The sequence below is a fragment of the Kitasatospora paranensis genome, assembly GCF_039544005.1.
Classification (GTDB): domain Bacteria; phylum Actinomycetota; class Actinomycetes; order Streptomycetales; family Streptomycetaceae; genus Kitasatospora; species Kitasatospora paranensis.
Genome location: NZ_BAABKV010000001.1, coordinates 2,067,043 through 2,089,256 on the forward strand (window position 1 = coordinate 2,067,043; position 22,214 = coordinate 2,089,256).

The 22,214-nt window shown below is 73.3% G+C and carries 18 protein-coding genes and 2 pseudogenes; 8 read left to right on the forward strand and 12 right to left on the reverse strand.

Going from position 1 to position 22,214, the window contains the following annotated elements; translation table 11 throughout:
• The first annotated feature begins 15 nt into the window (after nt 1-15).
• Entirely contained in the window at nt 16-2,277 is a 2,262-nt protein-coding gene (locus ABEB13_RS10330; protein WP_345705252.1) for a glycosyl hydrolase family 18 protein, read from the forward strand.
• Between the two features lie 14 nt (nt 2,278-2,291).
• Here ABEB13_RS10330 and ABEB13_RS10335 read toward each other — a convergent pair whose 3' ends face one another.
• From ABEB13_RS10335 to ABEB13_RS10365, 7 genes are all read right to left on the reverse strand, one after another.
• Nucleotides 2,292-2,981 carry a spermidine synthase family protein gene (locus ABEB13_RS10335; RefSeq protein WP_345705253.1) on the reverse strand — a complete coding sequence of 230 codons (690 nt, stop codon included), beginning with the start codon at nt 2,979-2,981 and terminating at the stop codon, nt 2,292-2,294.
• Between the two features lie 49 nt (nt 2,982-3,030).
• Complete coding sequence (locus ABEB13_RS10340; RefSeq protein ID WP_345705254.1) at nt 3,031-4,143, reverse strand: YeiH family protein; 1,113 nt, start codon at nt 4,141-4,143, stop codon at nt 3,031-3,033.
• A gap of 6 nt (nt 4,144-4,149) precedes the next feature.
• The gene (locus ABEB13_RS10345) at nt 4,150-4,734 is read right to left on the reverse strand and encodes a cysteine dioxygenase family protein (protein ID WP_345705255.1); all 585 of its coding nucleotides are present in this window, start codon (nt 4,732-4,734) and stop codon (nt 4,150-4,152) included.
• 112 nt (nt 4,735-4,846) lie between these two features.
• Nucleotides 4,847-5,752 carry a LysR family transcriptional regulator gene (locus ABEB13_RS10350; RefSeq protein WP_345705256.1) on the reverse strand — a complete coding sequence of 302 codons (906 nt, stop codon included), beginning with the start codon at nt 5,750-5,752 and terminating at the stop codon, nt 4,847-4,849.
• Nucleotides 5,753-5,912: 160 nt separating this feature from the next.
• Complete coding sequence (locus tag ABEB13_RS10355; RefSeq protein WP_345705257.1) at nt 5,913-6,101, reverse strand: LapA family protein; 189 nt, start codon at nt 6,099-6,101, stop codon at nt 5,913-5,915.
• A 245-nt stretch (nt 6,102-6,346) separates the two neighbouring features.
• Nucleotides 6,347-8,080, reverse strand: a complete 1,734-nt coding sequence (locus ABEB13_RS10360; protein ID WP_345705258.1) for an ABC transporter ATP-binding protein — start codon at nt 8,078-8,080, stop codon at nt 6,347-6,349.
• A gap of 34 nt (nt 8,081-8,114) precedes the next feature.
• Nucleotides 8,115-9,995 carry an ABC transporter transmembrane domain-containing protein gene (locus ABEB13_RS10365; RefSeq protein WP_345705259.1) on the reverse strand — a complete coding sequence of 627 codons (1,881 nt, stop codon included), beginning with the start codon at nt 9,993-9,995 and terminating at the stop codon, nt 8,115-8,117.
• Nucleotides 9,996-10,356: 361 nt separating this feature from the next.
• Between ABEB13_RS10365 and ABEB13_RS10370 the strand changes: the two genes are divergently transcribed.
• The gene (locus ABEB13_RS10370) at nt 10,357-11,211 is read left to right on the forward strand and encodes an aldo/keto reductase (protein ID WP_345705260.1); all 855 of its coding nucleotides are present in this window, start codon (nt 10,357-10,359) and stop codon (nt 11,209-11,211) included.
• A gap of 360 nt (nt 11,212-11,571) precedes the next feature.
• Here ABEB13_RS10370 and ABEB13_RS10375 read toward each other — a convergent pair.
• Nucleotides 11,572-12,294, reverse strand: a pseudogene (locus ABEB13_RS10375) (MarR family winged helix-turn-helix transcriptional regulator); the annotation flags it as partial.
• Between the two features lie 465 nt (nt 12,295-12,759).
• Between ABEB13_RS10375 and fabG the strand changes: the two are divergent.
• From fabG to ABEB13_RS10405, 6 genes are all read left to right on the forward strand, one after another.
• Nucleotides 12,760-13,494, forward strand: a complete 735-nt coding sequence (gene fabG / locus ABEB13_RS10380; RefSeq protein ID WP_345709618.1) for a 3-oxoacyl-ACP reductase FabG — start codon at nt 12,760-12,762, stop codon at nt 13,492-13,494.
• 176 nt (nt 13,495-13,670) lie between these two features.
• Nucleotides 13,671-13,862, forward strand: coding sequence for a hypothetical protein (locus ABEB13_RS10385; protein WP_100891087.1), 192 nt, complete (start codon nt 13,671-13,673; stop codon nt 13,860-13,862).
• 162 nt (nt 13,863-14,024) lie between these two features.
• Complete coding sequence (locus ABEB13_RS10390; protein ID WP_345705261.1) at nt 14,025-14,807, forward strand: phosphatase PAP2 family protein; 783 nt, start codon at nt 14,025-14,027, stop codon at nt 14,805-14,807.
• Nucleotides 14,808-14,934: 127 nt separating this feature from the next.
• Complete coding sequence (locus tag ABEB13_RS10395; RefSeq protein WP_345705262.1) at nt 14,935-15,219, forward strand: DUF6343 family protein; 285 nt, start codon at nt 14,935-14,937, stop codon at nt 15,217-15,219.
• Nucleotides 15,220-15,345: 126 nt separating this feature from the next.
• On the forward strand, nt 15,346-15,828 hold the full coding sequence (locus ABEB13_RS10400) for a hypothetical protein (RefSeq protein WP_345705263.1): 483 nt from the start codon (nt 15,346-15,348) through the stop codon (nt 15,826-15,828).
• A 291-nt stretch (nt 15,829-16,119) separates the two neighbouring features.
• Nucleotides 16,120-16,932, forward strand: a complete 813-nt coding sequence (locus ABEB13_RS10405; protein WP_345709619.1) for an NAD-dependent epimerase/dehydratase family protein — start codon at nt 16,120-16,122, stop codon at nt 16,930-16,932.
• Nucleotides 16,933-17,024: 92 nt separating this feature from the next.
• Here the strand turns inward: ABEB13_RS10405 and ABEB13_RS10410 are convergent, their stop codons facing one another.
• From ABEB13_RS10410 to ABEB13_RS10425, 4 genes and pseudogenes are all read right to left on the reverse strand, one after another.
• Entirely contained in the window at nt 17,025-18,425 is a 1,401-nt protein-coding gene (locus tag ABEB13_RS10410) for an aspartate aminotransferase family protein (RefSeq protein WP_345705264.1), read from the reverse strand.
• Nucleotides 18,415-20,322, reverse strand: a complete 1,908-nt coding sequence (gene dxs, locus ABEB13_RS10415; protein WP_345705265.1) for a 1-deoxy-D-xylulose-5-phosphate synthase — start codon at nt 20,320-20,322, stop codon at nt 18,415-18,417. The genes ABEB13_RS10410 and dxs overlap by 11 nt, the downstream gene beginning before the upstream one ends.
• Before the next feature lie 122 nt (nt 20,323-20,444).
• Nucleotides 20,445-21,469 (reverse strand): annotated as a pseudogene (gene hpnH / locus ABEB13_RS10420) (adenosyl-hopene transferase HpnH).
• Between the two features lie 2 nt (nt 21,470-21,471).
• The gene (locus ABEB13_RS10425; protein WP_345705266.1) at nt 21,472-22,173 is read right to left on the reverse strand and encodes a phosphorylase family protein; all 702 of its coding nucleotides are present in this window, start codon (nt 22,171-22,173) and stop codon (nt 21,472-21,474) included.
• Between the last annotated feature and the right edge of the window lie 41 nt (nt 22,174-22,214).

A 22,214-nucleotide genomic window follows, 5' to 3' on the forward strand; every position in this document is an offset into this window, starting at 1 on the left:
GACAGGAGCTCACCCATGCGCAGACGTCGGTTCCGCCTGCCCCTGCTCGCCGCAGGGACCCTGCTCGCCCCCTTCCTCGCGGTGGCACTGCCCGCCGTCTCGGCCCATGCCGCCACCGCAACCGCCTCGTTCGCCAAGGACCAGGACTGGGGCACGGGTTACGGCGGCAGCTACACCATCACCAACGGGTCGGCCACCGCGATCAACGGCTGGACGCTGGAGTTCGACCTCCCGGCCGGCAACAGCGTCTCCTCGCTCTGGAACGCCGTCTACTCGGTCGCCGCGTCGCACGTCACGGTCAAGAACCCGAGCTGGCAGCCCGACATCGCGGCGGGCGCCTCCTACAACTTCGGCTTCAACATCGCCTATTCGGGCGCCTACACACCGCTCGCCAACTGCAAGCTCAACGGGAAGCCGTGCGACGGCAGCGGCGGCGGCAGCGACACCTCGGCGCCGACCGCGCCCGGTGGCCTCACCGGTGCCCTCAGCGGCAGCAACGGCGCCGCACTCTCCTGGTCGGCGTCGACCGACAACGTCGGCGTGGCCGGCTACGACGTCATGGAGGGCGCCACCAAGCGGGCCACCGTGACCGGCACCTCCGCCACCGTCACCGGGCTCGCCGCCGGGACGCACAGCTTCACGGTCGTCGCCTTCGACGCGGCGGGCAACCGGTCCGCCCCGGCCGGCCCCGTCTCGGTGACGGTGCCCACCCCGCTGGTGGACACCCAGCCGCCCACCGCGCCCGGGACCCCGACCGTCACCGGCACCACGTCGAGCTCGGTCTCGCTGACCTGGGGCGCGGCAACCGACAACGTCGGCGTCACCGCCTACGACGTCTACAACGGCAGCGCCGTCGCGGCCACCGTGACCGGCACCTCCGCCACGGTGGCCGGGCTGGCCGCCGACACGTCGTACGGTTTCACCGTGAAGGCCAGGGACGCCGCAGGGAACACCTCGCCCGCCTCCGCGGCGGTGACCGCCCGTACCCAGACCGGTGGGGGCGGCGGCAGCGCGCTCAAGATCGGGTACTTCACCCAGTGGTCGATCTACGCCCGCGGCTACAGCGTCAAACAGCTGGAGACCTCCGGCAGCGCGGCCAAGCTCACCACGCTGAACTACGCGTTCGCCAACATCGACCCGACCAGCAAGCAGTGCTTCATCACCAACAAGGCGGCGGGCACCGACTCCGACCCGAACGCCGGTGACGGCGCCGGTGACGCCTGGGCCGACTTCGGCAAGGGCTGGGACGCGGGCACCTCGGTGGCCGGCACCACCGACACCTGGGACCAGCCGCTGGCGGGCAACTTCAACCAGCTCAAGCAGCTGAAGGCCAAGCACCCGAACCTGAAGATCCAGATCTCCATCGGCGGCTGGTCGTACAGCAAGTGGTTCTCCGACGCGGCGTCCACCGACGCCTCGCGGAAGGCCCTGGTCAGCTCCTGCATCGACATGTACATCAAGGGCAACCTGCCGGTGATCGACGGCCGCGGCGGCGCCGGCTCCGCGGCGGGCATCTTCGACGGCATCGACCTGGACTGGGAGTGGCCCAACTCCGACGGCCACCTCGGCAACATCTTCAAGCCCGCCGACAAGGCCAACTACACCCTGCTGGCCCAGGAGTTCCGCCGCCAGCTGGACGCGCTCGGCGCCACCACCGGCAAGCACTACACGCTGAGCGCCTTCCTGCCGGCCGACCCGGCGAAGATCTCGGCGGGCATCGACATCCCGGGCCTGTTCGGGGCGTTCGACTTCGCCACCATCCAGGGCTACGACTACCACGGCGCCTGGGAGACCACCACCAACCAGCAGTCGGCGATCTCGCTGCCCGCCGGTGACCCCAGCCCCGCCAACCAGCGATTCAGCTCGGAGATCGCCATCAACGCGTACGTGGCGGGCGGTGCGCCGAAGAGCAAGCTGACCCTCGGCATCCCGTTCTACGGCCGCGGCTGGACGGGCGTGCCGCGTGGCACCACCAACGGCCTCTTCCAGACCTCGACCGGGCCCGCGCCCGGCACGTACGAGGCCGGGTACGAGGACTACCACAAGCTCAAGGACATGGCCACGAGCGGCGGTTACACCGTCTACCGGGACCCGGTCGCGGGCTTCGCGTACATCTACAACGGGTCCGTCCTCTACACCTACGACGACCCGACGGAGATCGCCCGCAAGACGGCGTGGATCAAGGCACAGGGGCTGGCCGGCGCCATGGTCTGGTCGTTCGACGGTGACACGAGCAGCGGCGAGCTGATGGCCGCCGTGGACGCCGGCCTGCGGTAACCCCTCCGGCCGGGTCAGGCGCGGCGTGCCAGATGGACCGCATCCGGCACGCCGCGCGCGACCTCGATCTCCACCGTGTGCACCTCGGTGAACGAGGCCGCCCGCAAGGCCTGTTCGAAGGCGGTGGACGGCTGCGCGCTCCACACCGCGAGCACCCCGCCGGGGTTGAGCCGGCGGTGTGCGGCAGCCAGGCCGCCCGGCCCGTACAGGCCGTCGTTGGCGTCGTCGACCGTCCAGTCCGGCCCGTTGTCGATGTCGAGGCAGAGCGCGTCGTACGACGGGCCGGGCCCGGCGAGATGGGCGACCAGGTCGGTGTGCAGGACCCGCACCCGGGGGTCGTCCAGCGCGCCGGCGGAGAACTCGGCCAGCGGGCCGGTCCGGTGCCAGTCGATGACCGCGGACTCCCGCTCGGCGACCGCGATGGCACCCCAGCGCGGCTCGGCGGCGGCGTACGCCAGCGAGAACCCGACCCCCAGGCCGCCGATCAGCACCGACGGCCGGGAGGACGACGGGAGCAGGTCGAGCGCGGCCTGCACGAGCAGCCGCTCGGATCGGCCGTCCGCGGTGTCCATCAGGAAGCACCCGTTGGCGATGATCTCCAGGTGCTCGCCCCGCCGACGGAGCGCCACCTCCCCGTAGGGGCCTTCGCGCCGGTCCAGGGTGACGGGCGCGGGAGCGGCGTCCCTGACGGGGAGCTGGGTCATCGTGCGGCACCTCGCGGTCGTTCCGGTCCGATCGATCCGACTGTAACGCTCACCGGGTGAGCAGGACACCGATATAGGACACGCCGCCGACCATCGCCCAGGATGCGAGACCGAGAACGGCGATCCGTCCGCCGGTGCGGCCCAGCGTCGGCAGGTCGACAGCGCTGCCGAGACCGAACAGGGCTGCCGCGAGCACGAGTTCGCGCAACTGCTGCGCTCCGGTCAGCATCTCCTCGGGCACCAGGCCGGTACTGCGCAGCGCCACGGCGGAGAGGAAGCCCGCCACGAACAGCGGCACCACCGGCGGCCGCCGACGCGACGCGTCCCGACCGGACGGGTACCGGCCGGACGCGCGCGGGCCGGATACGCGGCGGCCGGAGGCCCGGCGGCCGGACGGGTATCGGCCGGACGCTCGGCGGCCGGACGTCACGGCCACGCCGGCGACCAGCGGGGCGAGCATCAGCACCCGGAGCAGCTTGACGACGACCGCCTCCCGAAGGGCCTCCGGCCCGGCGGTCTGGGCAGCGGCGACCACCTGGCCGACATCGTGGACGCTCGCACCGACCCACTGTCCGAACCCGGCCGCGTCCAGGCCGAGCGGGTGGCGGAGTGCCGGCAGGACGGCGATCGCGAGCGTGCCGCAGAGGGTGACCAGGGCCGCCGACGCCGCGACGTCCTCCTCGGCGCTGCCGGCGGCCTCACCGACCGCACCGATCGCGGAGGCCCCGCAGATCGAGTAACCGGTGGCGACCAGCAGCGGCTGGTGGCCCGGCAGCCCGAGCCGGCGGCCGAGCCAGAGGGTGCCGCCGAAGGTCGCGGCGACCACGGCGAGCACCATCGCGAGGGTGGCCCAGCCAAGGCCCAGCAGGTCCGAACCGCCCAGGGCCAGGCCGAGCAGCACGATGCCGGCCCGCATCAGCCGGCGCCCGGCCAGCGCGAGGCCGGCCCGCGCCCGGCCGCGGACGAACGGGCGTGCCCCGGGCAGGTGGGCGGCGGCGACCCCCAGCACCACGGCGGCCGTCAGCCTCGGGACGGCGGGGAGCACGGCGTGCACGCCCCACGCCGCGGCGGTGCCGACCGCGGCGAGCAGCAGCCCTGGGCCGTTCCGGTGCAGGCCCGGTGGGCCCACCGACCGGGCAGTGGCGCGCAGGGTGAGTGCCATCGGCGCTCACCTCCGGTGGAGGGGCGGCCGATGGAGGGGCAGCCGGTAGACCCGGCGGATGCTGGTGGTGAGGCGCGCCAGGTCGGCGCCGTAGACGTGCAGCGAGATCGCCGCGCCCGGTCCGGGGTTGCGGACGAGGTGGATGTCGCCCGGCGGTGCGAAGGCCGAGACCGAGCCCTGGGCATTGACGGCCTCGCCGGTGACGACGAGGCGGGCCCCGTCGTCGTCCGGGAGGAGTGCGAAGCGGACCTCGTGCTCCCGGCCGCGGTGCACACCGGCGACGCACCAGGAGACGTGGTCGTGGATCGGGGTGTGCTGGCCCGGCAGCCAGACCAGCGCGGCCAGCGAGAACGATCCGTCCGGCTCGGCGTGCAGCACGTGCTGCCGGTAGGAGTTCGGGTCGCCCTCGCAGTGGGCGGCGGCCAGCAGGTCGGTGGCACCGAGGTGGCCGGCGAGCCGCTCGCCGACCAGGGCAGAGGTGTCGCCCGGTGGCAGGCCCCGGGCCACGTCGGCGCGGATCCCGGCGAGAAGCGACCGCATGCGGGGCGTGCAGCGGGCATCCGTGGGTGTGACGCTGGTGGTGGTCGTCATGGCCGCAGCGTCCGCCCGGGCGTCCCGTCACGTCCAACGACGGTCTGTTGGGCCTTCCCCCATCATTCCTTATACATCGCGCGCCGGCGGGGACGGGGGCGGGGCCCGGGGGTCAGCAGCCGGAGCGGGCCCCGGCCGCTCGGCGCAGCTCGTCGAGGACGAGTGCGGTGGCCGGGATCCGGAGGTGCTCGCGCAGGACGTAGGCGAGGACGCGCCTCCGCTGGTGGGGTTCGACCAGGCGTCCGGTGACCTTGGCATGGCACAGGAAGGAGAGCACCAGGGCGGGCATCAGGGCGATCCCGACGCCCGCGGCGACGAGGCTCTGCACGGCGAGGTTGTCGTCGGTGGTGAACACCACGTCCGGGGTGTAGCCCTCGTCGGCGCAGATCTGCAGGAGATTGGCCCGGCAGCGCGGGCAGCCGGCGATCCAGCGCTCGTCGGCGAGGTCGGCCAGCCGTACGGCGTGGCGGCGGGCGAGCGGGTGACCGACCGGCAGCAGCACGGTGAGCCGGTCCTCCAGCAGCGGTGTCTCGACCAGTTCGGGCGGCAGCTCGGTGCTCATGCCGGGGTACTGGAAGGCGAGCGCGATGTCGCACTCGCCGCGCAGCAACCGGTCGACGGAGTCCGGTGGTTCGGCTTCCAGCAGCTCGACCCGGATGCCCGGATGGTCGGCGAGCAGCCGGGCCGTGGCCGCCGGGACGAGGGTCGCGTTGGCGCTGGGGAAGGCACAGACCCGCACCCGACCGGAGCGCAGCCGGGCCAGGGCGCCGAGTTGCTGCTGGGCGGTGGTGAGACTGTCCAGGATGGTCGCGGCGTGGCGGGCGAGCGCCTCCCCGGCCTCGGTGAGCCGCAGTCCACGTCCGGCGCGGATGAACAGCGGGACGCCGACCGAGCGTTCCAGCGCCTTCATCTGCTGGGTGATGGCGGGCTGGGTGTAACCGAGGACGCGGGCGGCCGCGGAGTAGGAGCCGGAGGCCACCACCTGGTGGAAGGTCCTGATGTGCCGTGAGTCGAACACCGTCGAATCATAAGCGGAGGTTGGGGCAGCGGGCCGTTGCTTCGCCGATCCTTTGGGGCCACGGCCGCCCCACGGACCTCGGCGGTCGCTCCCGTGCCGGCCCTACGGGCGCCGGAGCGAGGGCGGGCCCACGGGTGCCGGAGCGGAGCGGGCGCGGCGACTACCTGCGACGGTTGACCCGGCGGCCCTTGAAGGCGTAGCCGAAGATGCCGCCCACGATCAGCGTGCCCAGCAGAACGATCCACAGCGGCGCGGTCACCGAGAAGATCCAGAACTGGATCTTCACACTGTCGAGGTTCGCGAGCAGGAACCACACCGCCAGGACGACCAGGATGCCGATCCCGATCACCCTGATCGGGACCCCCGCAATCTCCTGCCCGACTTGGCGTCCGAAGCGCCGGTGGTGGTGTCGCCAGAAGTCTTGGTCACCTCTTCAGTCTGCTCCGATTCGTACGGATACGCGCTATTTGTCTGCCCCTGGGCCATCGACTGCGGCGTCGGACGGCCCCGGCGCTGCACCCGCGGGACCACACGGATCCCGGGGTGCAGCGGCAGCAGTGAAGGAGGGGCAGCAGCCGCGCAGCCGGCCGCGATTCAGCGTTCGTCGCGCCAGGAGCGCCACAGCGCCGCGTACGGCCCCTCGGCCGCCACCAGGTCGGGGTGGCTGCCGTACTCGCTGATCCGGCCCTGCTCCACGACCGCGATCACGTCCGCGTCGTGCGCCGTGTGCAGCCGGTGAGCAATGGCGATCACGGTGCGGCCGGCCAGCACCCGGGAGAGCGAGCGCTCCAGGTGACGGGCGGCGCGCGGGTCGAGCAGCGAGGTCGCCTCGTCCAGCACCAGGGTGTGCGGGTCGGCCAGCACCAGGCGGGCGAGCGCCAACTGCTGGGCCTGGGCCGGGGTCAGCGCGGCGCCTCCGGAGCCGACCTCGGTGTCGAGCCCCTCCGGGAGGGCGTCCGCCCACCCGTCGGCGTCGACGGCGGCCAGGGCCTCCCGCAGGTGGGTGTCGTCGGCATCCGGCCGGGCGAGCCGGAGGTTGTCGCGGAGGGTACCGACGAAGACGTGGTGCTCCTGGTTGACCAGGGCCACCTCGGACCGGACCCGCTCGGCCGGCATCGCCGCCAGGGCGGCCCCGCCGAGCGTGACCCGGCCGCGGCCCGGCGCGTAGATGCCGGCGAGCAGCCGACCCAGCGTGGACTTGCCCGCGCCGGACGGGCCGACCAGGGCGACCCGGCTGCCCGGCGCGACGTCCAGGCTGATCCCGTGCAGGACGTCGGAGCCCTCGCGGTAGCCGAACCGGACGTCGTCGGCGTGCAGCCGGCGCCCGTCGGGGCGGCTCTCGGGGTCGGTCTCCGGGTCGGCGACCTCGCGGACACCGACCAGCCTGGCCAGCGAGGCCTGACCGATCTGCAGTTCGTCGTACCAGCGCAGGATCATGTCCACCGGGTGGACCAGCGCCTGGGCGTACAGCACTCCGGTGGTCAGCTGGCCGACGCCGATCCAGCCGCGGACGGCGAAGACGCCGCCCAGGGTGAGGGTGCCGAGCACCGCGAGCGCGTACGTCGCGTCGACGGTGGGGAACCACACGGAGCGCAGCCAGAGGGTGTACCGCTCCCAGGCGACCCACTCGCCGATCTTGCGGTCGGTCAGCCGGACCCGCTCGTCGCCCAGGCGCAGCGCCTCGACCGTACGACCGGCGTCGACCGTCTCGGCGAGCACGGTGTTGACCGCCGCGTACCCCGCCGACTCGGCCCGGTACGAATGCGGGGCGCGCCGGAAGTACCAGCGCGAGCTGACCAGCAGCAGCGGCAGGCCGATCAGCGAGGTGACGGCGAGCAGCGGCGAGGTCAGCACCAGCGCGCCGAGCACCAGGACCACCGAGACGACGGCGACGGCGAGCTCGGGCACCGCCTCGCGGACGGACTTGGCGAGCCGGTCGATGTCGGTGGTGCCGCGGGAGACCAGGTCGCCGGTGCCGGCGCGTTCGAGCACGCCGGGCGGCAGGGCCACCGACCGGACGAGGAAGTCCTCCCGGAGGTCGGCCAGCACCTCCTCCCCCAGGATGCTGCCGCGCAGCCGCGACAGGCCGATGAAGACGGACTGGACGAGCAGCGCTCCGAGGTACCAGCCGACGGCGGGGAGGATCCGGCCCCGGGCGTCGCCCGCCGAGAGCGAGTCGACGAGGCTGCCGAGCACCCACGGGCCGACCAGGCCGGCGAGCGTGGCGGTGGAGTGCAGGGCGATCACGGTGGCGAAGCCGCGCCGGTGCCGGCGGGCCAGCATCCGGACGTAGCTGCGGACGGTGGCGGGGCCGGCCACCGGCAGCATGGTGGTCGGGCCCTGCTCCTGGACGGCGGGGGCTTCATCCCTCTGACGAGCGGCATGCCGCCTCCTTCGGGGTGCGCGGCGCGGCGGCCGCGGAATCTGCGGGGACAGTGCTGTCGGCGGCGTCGGCACGGCCGGCGGGACCGGTGGCGTCGGTGGCGTCCGCGTCCTCGCCGCGGGTGACCACGGCGCGGTAGTGCGGATCACCGGTGAGCAGCTCGCGGTGGGTGCCGGTCGCCGTGACCCGGCCGTCGCGCAGCAGGACGACGGTGTCGGCCTGGTCGAGCAGCAGCGGGCTGGTGGCGAAGACGACGGTCGTCCGGTCGCCGCGCAGCTTGCGCAGTCCGGCCGCGATCCGGGTCTCGGTGTGCGCGTCCACCGCGCTGGTCGGCTCGTCCATCACGAGAACCGGCGGGTCGGCGACCAACGACCGGGCGAGCGCGAGGCGTTGGCGCTGGCCGCCGGAGAGCGAGCGGCCCCGCTCGGTGATCCGGGCGCGCATCGCGTCGCCGGCGCACTCCGGGGAGCCGTCGACCAGGGCGTCCAGGACGTCGTCGGCGCGGGCGGCGGCGAGCGCGTCGGCGATCTCGATCCGGCCGGCGCCGGGGACGTCGAGAAGCTCGGCGAGAGTGCCGGAGAGCAGCACCGGCTCCTTGTCGTGGACGAGCACGGCGGCGCGGGCCTCCGTCAGCGGGACGCTGTCCAGTGGCGTGCCGCCCAGCCGGACGGCGGGCTGCGGCTGCTCGCCCTCGGCGAGCGGCACGTGGCCGCCGAGCCGGGCGGCGAGCCGGCCCGCCACGTCCGGGTCTCCGCACACCACCGCGGTGAGACGGCCCGCCCGTGCGGTCAGCCCGGTCGCCGGGTCGTGCAGGTCGGCGCGCTCCGGACGGCTCAGGACGGCGTCGAGGGTGGCGTCGGCGGCGGTGCGGGTCAGGGCCAGCACCCGGGTGGCGCGGCCGGCCGAGACCCGGGCGACCGACCAGGCGTGCGCGGCCTCGCCGAGGATCCGCAGCGGCGCCGCCAGGAAGGCCGTGGCACCGTACACCGCGATCAGCTCACCGATGCCGAGCCGGCCGTCGGCGGCAAGTTCGGCGCCGTACCAGGTGACGACGACGACGAAGAGGCCGGGCAGCAGGATCTGCTGGGCCTGCATGAGGGACCAGATCCGGGCGGCCCGGACGGCCGCGCCGCGGACCTGCTGCGAGGCGGCGCGGTAGCGCTCCAGGAAGAGCTCCTCGCCGCCGATGCCGCGCAGCACCCGCAGACCGGCGACGGTGTCGGCGGCCAGCTCGGTGGCCTTGCCGCCGAGGGCGCGCTGCTCCGCGTACCGCCGTTCGAAGGGGCCGAGCAGCGGCCAGACCGAGGCCGCGAGCACCGGCACGCCGAGCAGCACGACGGTGCCCAGCAGCGGATGGCGGACGAGCACGACCGCGCTCACGCCGAGCCAGACCAGGACCGCGCCGCGGACCCGGGCGAGCAGCTCGACGTACCAGCCGATCTTCTCGACGTCGCCGCTGCCGACCGCCACGATCTCACCGGTCGCGATCCGGCTGGACAGGCCGCCGCCGAGCCGGGACGCCTGCCGGGCGACCAGCTGGCGGACGTGGGCGGCGGCGGTGATCCAGTTCCACACCGCCTGGCGGTGCAGCAGCACCGTGCCGACGGACTGCAGGGCCGCGAGCACGACGGCGAGTGCGCCGGCCCGCCAGATGCCGCCGGTGTCGTGGTCGACCGCCGCCTGGACACCGCGGCCGACGGCCACGGGCAGGGCGGCCATGCAGCCCATCTCCAGGACGCACCAGCAGGTGGCGAGGACTTGGCCGCGCCGCTGGCTGCGGCCGAGCCATCGGAGGAAGGCGAGCGGCGAGGAGAGATCGGGGCTGCCGGGATCGGGTAGCGGCAGGGTGGTGAGCGGCATGACGCTCCGTTACGGATGGTGCGGGCAGGTCGGGGCGCTCGGCCCGGATCGCGGGCGCGGCGCGGGGCCCCGGCATACGGTGCGGCCCGGGCGTGAGGTGCGGATGAGCGCCCCGGGCGGCGCCGCAGCGCGGCGGCCGGGGCGGGGCACGGGGGTACACGGATCAGGAGGTCATGGTCACCGAGCGTCCCGGGCCGGTGTGACGGGCGCAACAGGTTTTCCGCGCCGACCGCGGGATTCCGGCCATGACGGCCCGAGGATTCACCGGTTCCGGGGAATTCGACCCGACCGGGAATGATCCGTTGTTCCCCCCGTTGGCCGAATCCGGAAGCACTGGACAACCAGGAGGGCACCCCTTCCCGTGAGCACCATCCCCACCGTCACGCTCAACAACGGCGCGGTCATCCCGCAGCTCGGCTTCGGCGTCTGGCAGGTCCCGGACGACGAGGCGGCCCCGGCCGTCGGTGCCGCCATCGAGGCGGGCTACCGCTCCATCGACACCGCCGCGGTCTACGAGAACGAGGCGGGCACCGGCAAGGCGATCGCCGACTCGGGTGTCGCCCGCGAGGAGCTGTTCGTCACCACCAAGCTGTGGAACTCGGGCACCGTGGACTGGTCCGGGCAGCAGGGCCGCGACGCGGTGCTGCGCGCGTTCGACGAGTCGCTCGGCAAGCTGGGCCTGGACTACGTCGACCTGTACCTGATCCACTGGCCGCGCCCGATGCACGGCTCGTTCGGCAACATCTGGAAGGCCTTCGAGGAGCTGGCCGCGGACGGCCGTGCGAAGTCGGTGGGCGTTTCCAACTTCGGTCCGCAGCAGCTCAAGGTGCTGGTCGAGGAGAGCGCGCTCGTGCCCGTCCTCAACCAGGTCGAGCTGCACCCCTACTTCCCGCAGCACGAGCTGCGCGCCTTCCACGCCGAGCATGGCATCGCCACCGAGGCGTGGAGCCCGCTGGGCCAGGGCAAGACCCTGCTCGGCGAGGCCGTCCTCACGCGGATCGCCGAGAAGCACGGCCGCACCGCGGCGCAGGTCGTGCTCCGCTGGCACCTGCAGAGCGGTGTGATCGCCATTCCGAAGTCGGTCACCCCGTCGCGGATCCGGGAGAACCTCGACGTCGTCGGCTTCGAGCTGGACGCCGAGGACCTCGCCGCGATCGCCGGGCTCGACAACGGCGGCCGGATCGGCCCGGACCCGCAGGGCTTCGACTGGAACTGACGCGTCGCCACGCGGCCGGAGGGCCGCCGACGGCACGAGGGCTTGTCCGGCCCCCGCGCGGCGCGCGACGGGAATGATCGGACAAGCACAAGGGCCCGGGTCCGTCACCCCGCACAGGTGACGGCCCCGGGCCCTTGCCACGGACTGCCGAATCGTTACATCCGGCAGGTTCGCACAGGCTTCTCCGCTACAGGCGGCCGGTCTTCGCGAGCAGCGCCAGCGCCGACGCGTGCTCCTCCGGCTCCAGCGGCGAGAGCAGCATCTCCTGGACCTCGCGGACCCCCGCGGCGGACCGGTGCAGCAGCTCCTGCCCGGCGGGCGAGAGCGACAGCAGGTTCCGGCGGCCGTCCGAGGGTCGCGGCGGCGCAGCACCAGGCCGCGACGGACGAGCCGACTGACCATTTCGGCCATCGTCGCCTTGTCCAGCGACGCGAGTTCGCCGACGGTGCGCTGGTCGGCGCCCGGCTCGGCCTCCAGGGCGTCGAGCACGGCGTACTGCGGAGCGGTGAGGTCGGCGCCGACCTTCTCCGACCACAGCTTGGTGTGCACCTGCTGGGCCACCCTGATGAGGTAGCCGATCGCGCGCTGCGCGTCGAGCAGCGGCCGGGCGTCGGTCAGTGCGGCGACCGCGGCCGGTTCGAGCCGGGCTATCTTGGCCATCACCCGGACGATCTCGATCTGTTCGTCGGGGCTGAGCGGTTCGAAGAGCGTCCGCTGCACGCGGACGACGCCTCCGGTGGCCTCCCGGACGGCCTGAGCGCCGTTCTGCGAGAGGGCCAGCAGTTTGCGCCGGCCGTCGGCAGGATCGCGCCGGCGCAGTACGAGGCCGCGGCGGACGAGCCGCGCGACCATTTCGGCCATCGTCGCCTTGTCCAGCGACGCCCGTTCGCCCACCGTGCGCTGGTCGGCGCCGGGTTCGAGGGCGAGCGTCAGGAGGACTGCGAACTGCGGAGCCGTAAGATCGGCTCCGACGTGCTCGGACCACAAGCGGGTGTGCACCTGCTGGGCCACGCGGATGAGGTGGCCGGGCGACTGCTGCAGTCGACTGGCCACGCGGGTTGTCGGGATCTCCCCCAGCACCATGAAATCCGTCCCGGTGTCACGCTCGGTGTGTGTGGGACACCCGAGCGGGGCAGTAACGGCGAGTAAGCGTCCTGCTGCATGGGAGGGCGCGCCAGCCGTGCAGCCGGTGGCTGCTGGCGCACACTATACAAACGGTCGCGGCGCCCCGGCAGGCAGGGGCGGATAGTAGTCGCATGTTCGGCAAAGTTGGCATATTTCCGCCATCTGTCGGGCCCACGACATGTTCGCTTTCACCCGTCCGGCCGCGGCAACTCCCTCACCCTCCGTCACCTGCGGCTCTGCACCCTGGTCCACGAGGCTACTCGTCGGTAGGGTGACGGCGCAGCACGCTGTGTACCACCTTTCCGCCGGACCTCGCCGGCCGGGCACCGGCGTGTCGGACGCCACCCCGGGTCGCGCCGCCCGTTCACCACCGAGAGAGACGAGTACGAGCATGACCGAGCAGTCCACCTCCCCCGGGTCGCGATCGTCACGGGCGCGGCCCGCGGCATCGGTGCGGCCACCGCGCTCCGGCTGGCCGCCGACGGGTACGCCGTGGCCGTGGTCGACCTGGAGGAGTCCGCGGGCAAGCAGACCGTCGACGCGATCGCCGCGGCGGGCGGCCGCGCGCTCGCGGTGGGCGCCGACGTGTCCGACGCCGCACAGGTGCAGGCCGCGGTCGACCGGATCGCCGCCGAGCTGGGCACGCCGGTCGTCCTCGTCAACAACGCGGGCGTGCTCCGCGACAACCTGCTGTTCAAGATGTCCGAGTCGGACTGGGACACCGTCATGAACGTGCACCTCAAGGGGGCGTTCCTGATGACCCGTGCGGTGCAGAAGCACATGGTGGACGCCGGTTTCGGACGCATCGTCAACCTCTCCTCCTCCTCGGCGCAGGGCAACCGCGGCCAGGCCAACTACTCCGCCGCCAAGGCCGGCCTCCAGGGCTTCACCAAGACCCTGGCGATCGAGCTCGGCAAGTTCGGCATCACCGCCAACGTGGTCGCGCCCGGCTTCATCGCCACCGACATGACCGCGGCGACCGCGGCCCGGGTCGGCATGGAGTTCGAGGCCTTCAAGCAGGCGGCCGCCACGCAGATCCCGGTCAACCGGGTCGGCACCCCCGAGGACATCGCGCACACCATCTCGTTCCTGGCCAGCGAGGGTGCCGGCTTCGTCTCGGGCCAGGTGGTCTACGTCGCCGGCGGCCCGCTCGACTGAGCCCGCCGGAGGTCGGGGGCCGGGAGGATACCGACCTCACCGGAGGTTCGCCGTGCGATCAGGGCCGGAGTAGGTACACACTCGGTAGCAGACCTCCGTCGTCCGTGCCGGGCGACGGATCCGGAACCGGTCGGGCCCCGCGGCCCGGCCGACGCTCCAACCCACCGGAGGCCCTGATGAGCGAGTCCATCGACAGCCGATCCATGCCCACCCCGGACCACCTGCTGCACACCGGCTCGGAACACCCGGTCGACCCCGAGGACCTCGTGATGGCCTCCGGCCGCACGCCGACGCCGGCCCTGATCGAGAAGGCGCGGCAGGACCTCCAGAAGTACGGCGCGGTCGCCGTGGAGCGCCTGCTCCCCTGATCCTCGCCCGCGCAGCACCCGGAGGCCCCGCATCCCGCGCGGGGCCTCCCGGCGTCTGCCGGCAGGCCCCGGACATCCCCGCACATCCCGGCCGCCCCGGCGATCCGGCCGCTGGACCGGGACCCGGACCGGCCGCCGGACGACGGCAGGTAGGGTCGGTGCGTGCGAGCCTCCACCCGACCCTGCGACGACACCCCCGCCCCGACCGCCGCGGCCGCCGCAACCGCCCCGGCGGTGCGGCCGACGCGGCCGGGCAGCAGCCGGTGGCGCGTACCGCTGATCGCCGTCACGGCCCTGGTCTACGCCGTGGTCGTGGCCGGCGTGCTGGTGGACACCCCGCTGGTCCGGCTCGACTGGTCGCTCGAACTGCTGAAGCCGTACAAGCGCTGGCCCGAGATCCAGCCGCTGCTGGACGTGTGGATCGTCGCCGGGCAGCGCGGTCCGTCCGCGATCATCGCCTGCCTCTGGCTCGGCTGGCGCTCGTACCGCGACCGCACCGTCCGGCCGCTGCTGGTGATGGGGACGGCCCTGCTGCTCCTCAACGTCACGGTCGGCGGCATCAAGATCCTCACCGGCCGGCTGGGGCCGCACTACGCGCACGTCATCGACTCGCCGGAGCTGTTCGCCGGCGGGACGATCTTCCCGTCCGGGCACACCGCCAACGCGGTGGTGACCTGGGGCGTGCTGGCGTACCTGGCGGTACGGTGGCGGCGAACGGGCACCCTGCTGGCCGGTCTGACGGCCGTCTCGATCGGCCTGACCACCGTCTACCTCGGGACGCACTGGGTGTCGGACGTGGTAGCGGGCTGGGCGGCCGGGCTGCTCGTCCTGCTCGCCCTGCCGTTCGCCGAACCGCTCGTGGACGCGGTCGACCGGTGGATCGTCGCCCTGTACCGCGGGCCCGCCGCCACCCGGCCGGAATCCGCCCCACCACCGCAGGGCTGACCCCTCCCGCCGCACCACCCCAGGGCCGGCGCCTCCCGCCGCACCGTGGCCACCAGCCGAACCGTGCCGATCCGCCCGGCGGCGGCCGGCCGGTCCTACCCTGGAAGGGAGCCCGCGAGGGCAGGAGGTGAGCGGCATACGCCCGGCCAGGACACCCCGGTACTGGCGCAGCGGCACCGAGCCGGTCACTGCGCGCAGTGACCTCAAGCTGCGGTTCCTGTTGTCGGTGCTGTTCCTGCCCGTGTTCGCGCTGATGACCACCGGCTTCGCGCTCTGGGCATCCCGCAGCACGTCCTCCGACGTACCGGGCCGCGGCACGCTGGTGGTGTTCGCGGTCTGCTGCGGCGTGCTGACCCTGCTGGCGGCGGTCGACCTCTGGGTGGTGGTCCGGCGGCGCCGCACCGAGCTGTGACCGGCAGGCGGTGACCGGCAGGTGGTGACCGGCAGGTGGTGACCGTCCAGGGTGGGACGGGGCTGCGGGTGTCACGACCCTGTCACACCTCTCCCCAGGTCGCCGCGGACCTGACAGGCTGTGCGGATGCGCACACGTACCCTCACCGTGGCCGTCATGGCGGCCGCCGTCCTCGGCCTCGCCTCCTGTTCGAGCTCCGGCGGCTCCGGCTCGGACACGGCCCCCGCCGCCGGCACCGCCCCCTCCGCCGCGGCGAGCGCCACGGCATCCGGTGCCGCGACCCCGACCGACGCCGCACCGACCGGCCCCAAGCCCGCGCAGCCCAGCGACGCCGGGCTCCCGCCGCTGCCGGACGCCGCCGCCACCGCGAAGCTGGTGGCCGCCCTGAACGCCATCGACCCGGCGATCGCCAAGGATCCCGCCAAGGCCGTCGCCTCCGCCCGCACCCAGTGCCAGGCCGTCTACCACTACCCGAAGGACCACGACCGGCTGCTCCGACTCACCCAGCAGACCTTCACCTCGCCCGACCACCCGCAGGGCTTCGGGCCGGAGAAGTCCGAGCGGATCCTGGCCGCCGTGCAGGCCGGGCTCTGCCCCGGAGCCCGCTGAGCGCACACCGGCAACGCTGCGGAAGCGAGCCCCACCGGCCGACCGGTGGGGCTCGTCCGTTGCCGCCCGTGACGGCGCCCACGGCGAAAGCCGCAACACCACCCACGACGACGTCCGCGGGACCGCCGGTGCACACCGACTTCGACGCCGTGCCGTCCCACCTGCACCGGATCGTCCCTGCGATGAACGACCATGGCAGGGTCCGGGCCTCCGGACGACACGGGTCCCGGCGCGACCGCCGCCGACCAACGCCGCAACGCGCCATGCCACGTGCTCCACGACCACCACGGACTGACGATGCCCCAGACCATCCTGCTCACCGGCGCCGCCGGCGGTGTCGGCAGCATGCTGCGCCACCTGCTCCCGGCGTTCGACCACCGGCTGCGCTGCGCCGACCTCGTCGCCGTCCCGAACGAACCCGACGCGCTGGTCTTCGACCTGCGGGACGCCGACGCCGTCCGGGAGGCCGTCCGCGGCGTGGACGCGGTCGTCCACCTCGGCGGGATCTCGCAGGAGGACACCTTCCAAGCCATCCTCGGCGCGAACATCGAGGGCGCGTACCACGTCTACGAGGCCGTCCGGCAGGAGGGCGTGCCGCGGGTGGTGTTCGCCAGCTCCAACCACGCCGTCGGATTCACCCCGCTGGAGGGCCGCGGGCCGGGCGGCGCAGGGCTGATCGGCACCGCGATCCCGCCCCGTCCCGACACCTACTACGGCCTGTCCAAGGTGTTCGGCGAGGGGCTGGCGCAGCTCTACGCCGACAAGTACGGCGTCACCACCGTCTCGGTGCGGATCGGTTCGTGCTTCCCCCGGCCGACCACCACCCGGATGCTCTCCACCTGGCTGAGCCCGGCCGACTGCGCCCGCCTGGTGCACGCCGCGCTCACCGCGCCGGTGACGGGCCACGTCGTGGTGAACGGCATCAGCGCCAACACCCGCGGCTGGTGGGACCTCGCCCCGGCCCGGGCCCTCGGCTACGAGCCGCGGGACGACGCCGAGGAGTACGCCGCCGAGATCATCGCCGAGCACGGCGAGCTGCCGCCCGACGGCGTGGACGCACGGCTGCTGGGCGGCCCCTTCACCGGGATCGAGCCACCGCGCTGAGCCCCGGGCGGGCCGTTCCCCGGGCACGGCCCGCCCGCGCCCCGCCGCCGAACGGCCCGCACCGACAGCCGCGCTCCCGGCCCCGCCGCCGGTCAGCGGTTGGCGACCGCCTGCTTGACCAGGGTGCGGCCGAAGTCCCACATCAGGCCGCTGCCGCGGTGGGCGTCGTCCATCACCTCGGTGAAGGCCTCCGTGAAGCGGTCCACGTCCCGCTCGGTGATGATGAGCGGCGGGATGAGCTTGATGACCTCCAGGTGGTCGCCGGAGACCTGGGTGAGGATCCGGTGGCGCTGGAGCAGCGGCACCACCACCATCTGCGCGAACAGCCCCTTGCGGGCTGCCTGCAGGGCCGTCCAGCCGGTGCGCAGCTTCAGCGACCGGGGCCGGCCGAACTCGATCCCGATCATCAGCCCGCGCCCGCGGACATCGGCGAGCAGCTCGTACTTGTCCATCAGCGCCGCCAGCCGCAGCCGGAGCAGGTCGCCGATCCGGCGGGCGTTCTCCACCACCCGCTCCTCCCGCATGACGTGCAGGGTGGCGAGCCCCGCGGCCATCGCCTGGGCGTTGGAGCCGAAGCTCGCCGAGTGGACGAGCACCCGGTCCATCGAGGAGTAGACCTTCTCGAAGATCCAGCCCTTGCCGAGGGTGGCGCCGATCGGGATGTAGCCGCCGGAGAGCGCCTTGGCCGCGCAGACCAGGTCGGGGCGGACGCCGTCCTCGTGCTGGTAGGCGAAGAAGTCGCCGGTGCGGCCGACGCCGGTCTGCACCTCGTCGCAGATCAGCAGTGCCTTGTGGGCGTGCAGCAGGTCCTGGGCGGCGCGCAGCCAGCCGGGCGGGGCCTCGTGCACGCCCTTGCCCTGGATCGGCTCCACGATCAGGCCCGCGACGTCGCCCTTCTTCAACTCGCGCTCCAGCGCTGCGAGATCGCCGAGCGGGATGGCGGTGTCCGGCAGCAGTGGATCGAATCCCTTGCGGAAGCCGCTCTCGCCGTTGACCGAGAGCGAGCCGGTGGTCAGACCGTGGAAGGCGTGGTCGCAGTAGAGGATCCGGCGCCTGCCGGTGGCGTACCGGGCGAACTTGAGTGCCGTCTCGACGGCCTCGGTGCCGCTGTTGCCGAAGAACACCCTGTCCATGCCGGGCGCGAGGGCGAGGAGCTGCTCGGCGAGCAGGCCGGGCAGCGGGGCGCAGTCGAACCGGGTGAGGTCGGGCAGGTCGAGGTCCATCACCTGCTGGACGGCGGCCCGCACCACCGGGTGGTGCCGGCCGAGCGCGAAGATCCCGAACCCGGCGAGCATGTCCAGGTACTCGTTGCCCTCGGCGTCGTAGAAGTACGGCCCCCGGGCCCGCTCGTACGTCCGGTCGAAGCCGATGGTGCGCAGCATTCGCGGCAGCTGCGGGTTGAGATGACGCGCGTGCAGCTCGTACCGTTCGGCGCCGCGGTCGGCGAGCAGCGCGGCGAGGTCGAGTCCCGGGGTGGGACGGTCAGCCGGCATTGTGCGGGTTCGCTCCTCTGATCGTCAGCAACTGCTTGGCGAAGGCGGCCGTCTGGGCGGCGACGCCGGTGCCGGTGAGACCGATCTCCTCCAGGATCTCTCCCCGCCCGGCGTGGGCCAGGAACTCCTGCGGGATGCCGAGATCGCGCAGCGGGACGTCCACGTCCGCGTCGCGCAGTGCCTGGGCGATCGCCGAACCGACGCCGCCCGTCCGGCCGTTGTCCTCCACCGTCACCACCAGGCGGTGGGCGGCGGCGAGTTCGACCAGGGACGGGTCCACCGGACGGACCCAGCGCGGGTCGACGACGGTGGCGGAGAAGCCGTCGGCGAGCAGCAGGGCGGCGGCATCCAGGCAGGCCGGGGCCATCGCGCCGACGGCGACGAGCAGGATCTCCGGCGCGGGCCCGGTGCGCTGGAGCACGTCCACGGCGCCGATCCGCTGCAGGGCGGGGACGGCGGGCCCGAGTTCGCCCTTGGGGAAGCGCAGCACGGTCGGCCCGTCGGTGATCTCGACGGCTTCGCGGAGCTGGGTGCGCAGCTGCTCGGCGTCGCGCGGGGCGGCGAGCCGCAGCCCGGGGACGACCTGGAGGATCGACATGTCCCACATGCCGTTGTGGGAGGCGCCGTCGTTGCCGGTGACGCCGGCCCGGTCGAGCACGAAGGTGACGCCGAGCCGGTGCAGGGCGACGTCCATCAGGACCTGGTCGAACGCCCGGTTGAGGAAGGTCGCGTAGACCGCGACGACCGGGTGCAGACCGCCGGTGGCCAGGCCCGCGGCGCTGGCGACGGCGTGCTGCTCGGCGATGCCGACGTCGAAGGTCCGGTCGGGGTGCGCGGCGGCGAAGTCGGCGAGGCCGACCGGCTGCAGCATGGCGGCGGTGACGGCGACGACGTCCGGCCGGTCGCTGCCGAGTTCGACCATCTCGGCGCCGAAGACGGACGTCCAGGACTGCCCGGCCGAGGGCGACACCGGCAGGCAGGTGTACGGGTCCATGGCGCCGACCGCGTGGAAGCGGTCGGCCTCGTCCTGCTCGGCGGGCCGGTAGCCGCGGCCCTTGCGGGTGATGCAGTGGACGATCACCGGGCCGCCGAAATGCCGGGCGCGGCCCAGCGCCTGTTCCATGGCGGCGATGTCGTGGCCGTCGATCGGACCGATGTACTTGAGCCCGAGGTCCTCGAACATGCCCTGCGGGGCGAAGGCGTCCTTGAAGCCCTTCTTGGCGCCGTGCAGGGCGCCGAAGATGGGCTGGCCGACGATCGGGGTGCGCTGCAGCGCCTCCTTGCCCCAGGCGAGGAAGCGCTCGTAGCCGCGGGTGGTGCGCAGGGTGGCGAGGTGGTGGGCGAGGCCGCCGATGGTGCGGGCGTAGGAGCGCTCGTTGTCGTTGACGACGATGACGAGCGGGCGGTCCTGGGCCTCGGCGATGTTGTTGAGGGCCTCCCAGGCCATGCCGCCGGTGAGGGCGCCGTCGCCGACGACGGCGACGGTGTGCCGGTCGGCGCCGAGCAGCTGGTTGGCCTTGGCGATGCCGTCGGCGTAGCCGAGCGCGGTGGAGGCGTGCGAGTTCTCGATGAGGTCGTGCTCGGACTCGGCGCGCGAGGGGTAGCCGGACAGGCCGCCCTTGCCGCGCAGCCGGGAGAAGTCCTGGCGGCCGGTGAGCAGCTTGTGGACGTACGCCTGGTGGCCGGTGTCCCAGAGGATGCGGTCGTGCGGTGAGTCGAAGACCCGGTGGAGCGCGATGGTGAGCTCGACGACGCCGAGGTTGGGGCCGAGGTGGCCGCCGGTGCGCGTGACGGCGTCGATCAGGAAGTCGCGGATCTCGTCGGCCAGCACCGGCAGGTCGTCGTCGGGCAGCCGTCTGAGGTCGGCCGGCCCCGTGATGGTGGACAGGAGTGACATGGCTTCACCTCGCGGCTCGAAGGAGGGCGATGACCGTCTGTGTCCAGGGTGCGGCCGCCGGGGACGGCGCGCCTGTTGTCCGCGTCCGGTGCGCGCCCGTGGGCGCGCACCGGACGGGGCGGTCAGTTGACGCGTCCGGAGCCGAGCGTCTCGCGGGCGGCGCGCAGCGACTCCTTGAGCGAGCCCATGGTGGCGAGGACGGCGGTGGGCTCGTAGCCGCAGTGCGCCATGCAGTTCTCGCAGCGCGGGTCCTTGCCGCGGCCGTACTTGTCCCAGTCGGTCTTCTCGATGAGCTCCCGGTAGGTGGGGACGTAGCCGTCGGCCATCAGGTAGCAGGGCCGCTGCCAGCCGAACAGCGAGTAGTTGGGGATGCCCCAGGCGGTGCACTCGAAGTCGATCTTGCCTTCGAGGAAGTCCAGGAAGAGCGGGCTGTGGTTGAGCCGCCAGCGCCTGCGGTTGCCGCCGGCGAAGGCCTTGCGGAACAGCTCGCGGGTCTGCGCGACGCCGAGGAAGTGCTCCTGGTCGGGGCCTTCTCGTAGGCGTAGGCCGGCGAGATCATCATCTCGTCGACCTTCAGTTCGTCGTTGAGGTAGTCGAGCACCTCGATGATCGTCTGCGGGGTGTCGGTGTTGAAGAACGTCGAGTTGGTGGTGACCCGGAAGCCGCGGCGCTTGGCCTCCTTGATCGCCTCCACCGCCTCGTCGAAGGTGCCCTCCTTGGCCACCGACGCGTCGTGCCGCTCGCGGAGGCCGTCGATGTGGACGGTGAAGGTGAAATACGGCGAAGGGGTGAATCTGTCCAGCTTCTTGCGCATCAGCAGGGCGTTGGTGCAGAGGAAGACGTACTTGCGCCGGCCGACCAGCTGGCGGACGATCTCGTCGATCTGCGGGTGCATCAGCGGCTCGCCGCCGGCGATGGAGACCATCGGCGCGCCGGACTCCAGGACGGCGCCGACCGCCTGGGCCACGGGCATTCTCTGCTTCAGCACCCCGGCCGGATGCTGGATCTTGCCACACCCCTCACAGGCCAGGTTGCACGCGTACAGCGGCTCCAGCTCGACGATGAGCGGGAACTTCTCGCGGCGCTTGAGCTTCTGCTGCAACAGGTAGGTGCTGACGCGAAGGGACTGGCGCAGCGGCATGGCCATGGCTAACTCGCCTCCTGGGGGAGCGTCGAGGGCTGTGGGTGGGGCTCGGACTGTGCGAGGTCGGCATGGCCGGCCTGGTCGGCGACCGCTGCTGCGGCCAGCCGGTGCCATTCGGTGAGCGCCGGGACGGCCGCGCGCAGCGTCCGCCACGCCCGGAAACCGGCCGGCAGGGTGCCCGGCCGGAGCAGCTCGTGCTCCGGGGTGTCGACCACGACCCGCAGCACGGCGGCGGGCAGGTCGGGTCGGGTGTCGGCCCGGGCCGCGAGGACCCCGGCGGCCTCCATGTCGACGGCCAGGGCGCCGCGCAGGTGCAGGGCCTGCCGCTCGGCGCCGCGGACGACGTGGTCGGCGGTGTGGTGCAGGCCGATGTGCGTGGTCAGGCCGTGCGCCTGGAGGGCCTTGGCCATCGACCGTGCGGTGTCGAGGCCGAACTGCCGGCCCTCGGTGTCGCGGACGGCGTCGGCCACCACCACGTCGCCGGGACGGACTCCGGGGGCCACGGACGCGCCGAAGCCGGCGACGACCAGGGCGCCGTACCCGCCGCGGGCGAGCACCGTGCGGACGCTGCGGCCGGCGCGCCGGCGCCCGATCCCCGTCCGCACCAGCACCGGCGGGCCGCCGACGCCGCCGGCCCAGTCACCACCGCGCAGCGCCCAGGCCTCGGGGCCGAGCGCGCACAGCACCAGCAGGGGACCGCCCGTCATGCCGTTCCTCCGTTCGATCGGTCGGGCAGTGACGTTTCGGC

Coding starts and splice junctions, on each gene's coding strand:
- ABEB13_RS10330 (WP_345705252.1), top strand. CDS start 16: ATGCGCAGACGTCGGTTCCGCCTGCCCCTGCTCGCCGCAGGGACCCTG.
- ABEB13_RS10335 (WP_345705253.1), bottom strand. CDS start 2,981: ATGACCCAGCTCCCCGTCAGGGACGCCGCTCCCGCGCCCGTCACCCTG.
- ABEB13_RS10340 (WP_345705254.1), bottom strand. CDS start 4,143: ATGGCACTCACCCTGCGCGCCACTGCCCGGTCGGTGGGCCCACCGGGC.
- ABEB13_RS10345 (WP_345705255.1), bottom strand. CDS start 4,734: ATGACGACCACCACCAGCGTCACACCCACGGATGCCCGCTGCACGCCC.
- ABEB13_RS10360 (WP_345705258.1), bottom strand. CDS start 8,080: ATGCTGCCGGTGGCCGGCCCCGCCACCGTCCGCAGCTACGTCCGGATG.
- ABEB13_RS10365 (WP_345705259.1), bottom strand. CDS start 9,995: ATGCCGCTCACCACCCTGCCGCTACCCGATCCCGGCAGCCCCGATCTC.
- ABEB13_RS10385 (WP_100891087.1), top strand. CDS start 13,671: ATGAGCGAGTCCATCGACAGCCGATCCATGCCCACCCCGGACCACCTG.
- ABEB13_RS10400 (WP_345705263.1), top strand. CDS start 15,346: ATGCGCACACGTACCCTCACCGTGGCCGTCATGGCGGCCGCCGTCCTC.
- ABEB13_RS10410 (WP_345705264.1), bottom strand. CDS start 18,425: ATGCCGGCTGACCGTCCCACCCCGGGACTCGACCTCGCCGCGCTGCTC.
- dxs (WP_345705265.1), bottom strand. CDS start 20,322: ATGTCACTCCTGTCCACCATCACGGGGCCGGCCGACCTCAGACGGCTG.
- ABEB13_RS10425 (WP_345705266.1), bottom strand. CDS start 22,173: ATGACGGGCGGTCCCCTGCTGGTGCTGTGCGCGCTCGGCCCCGAGGCC.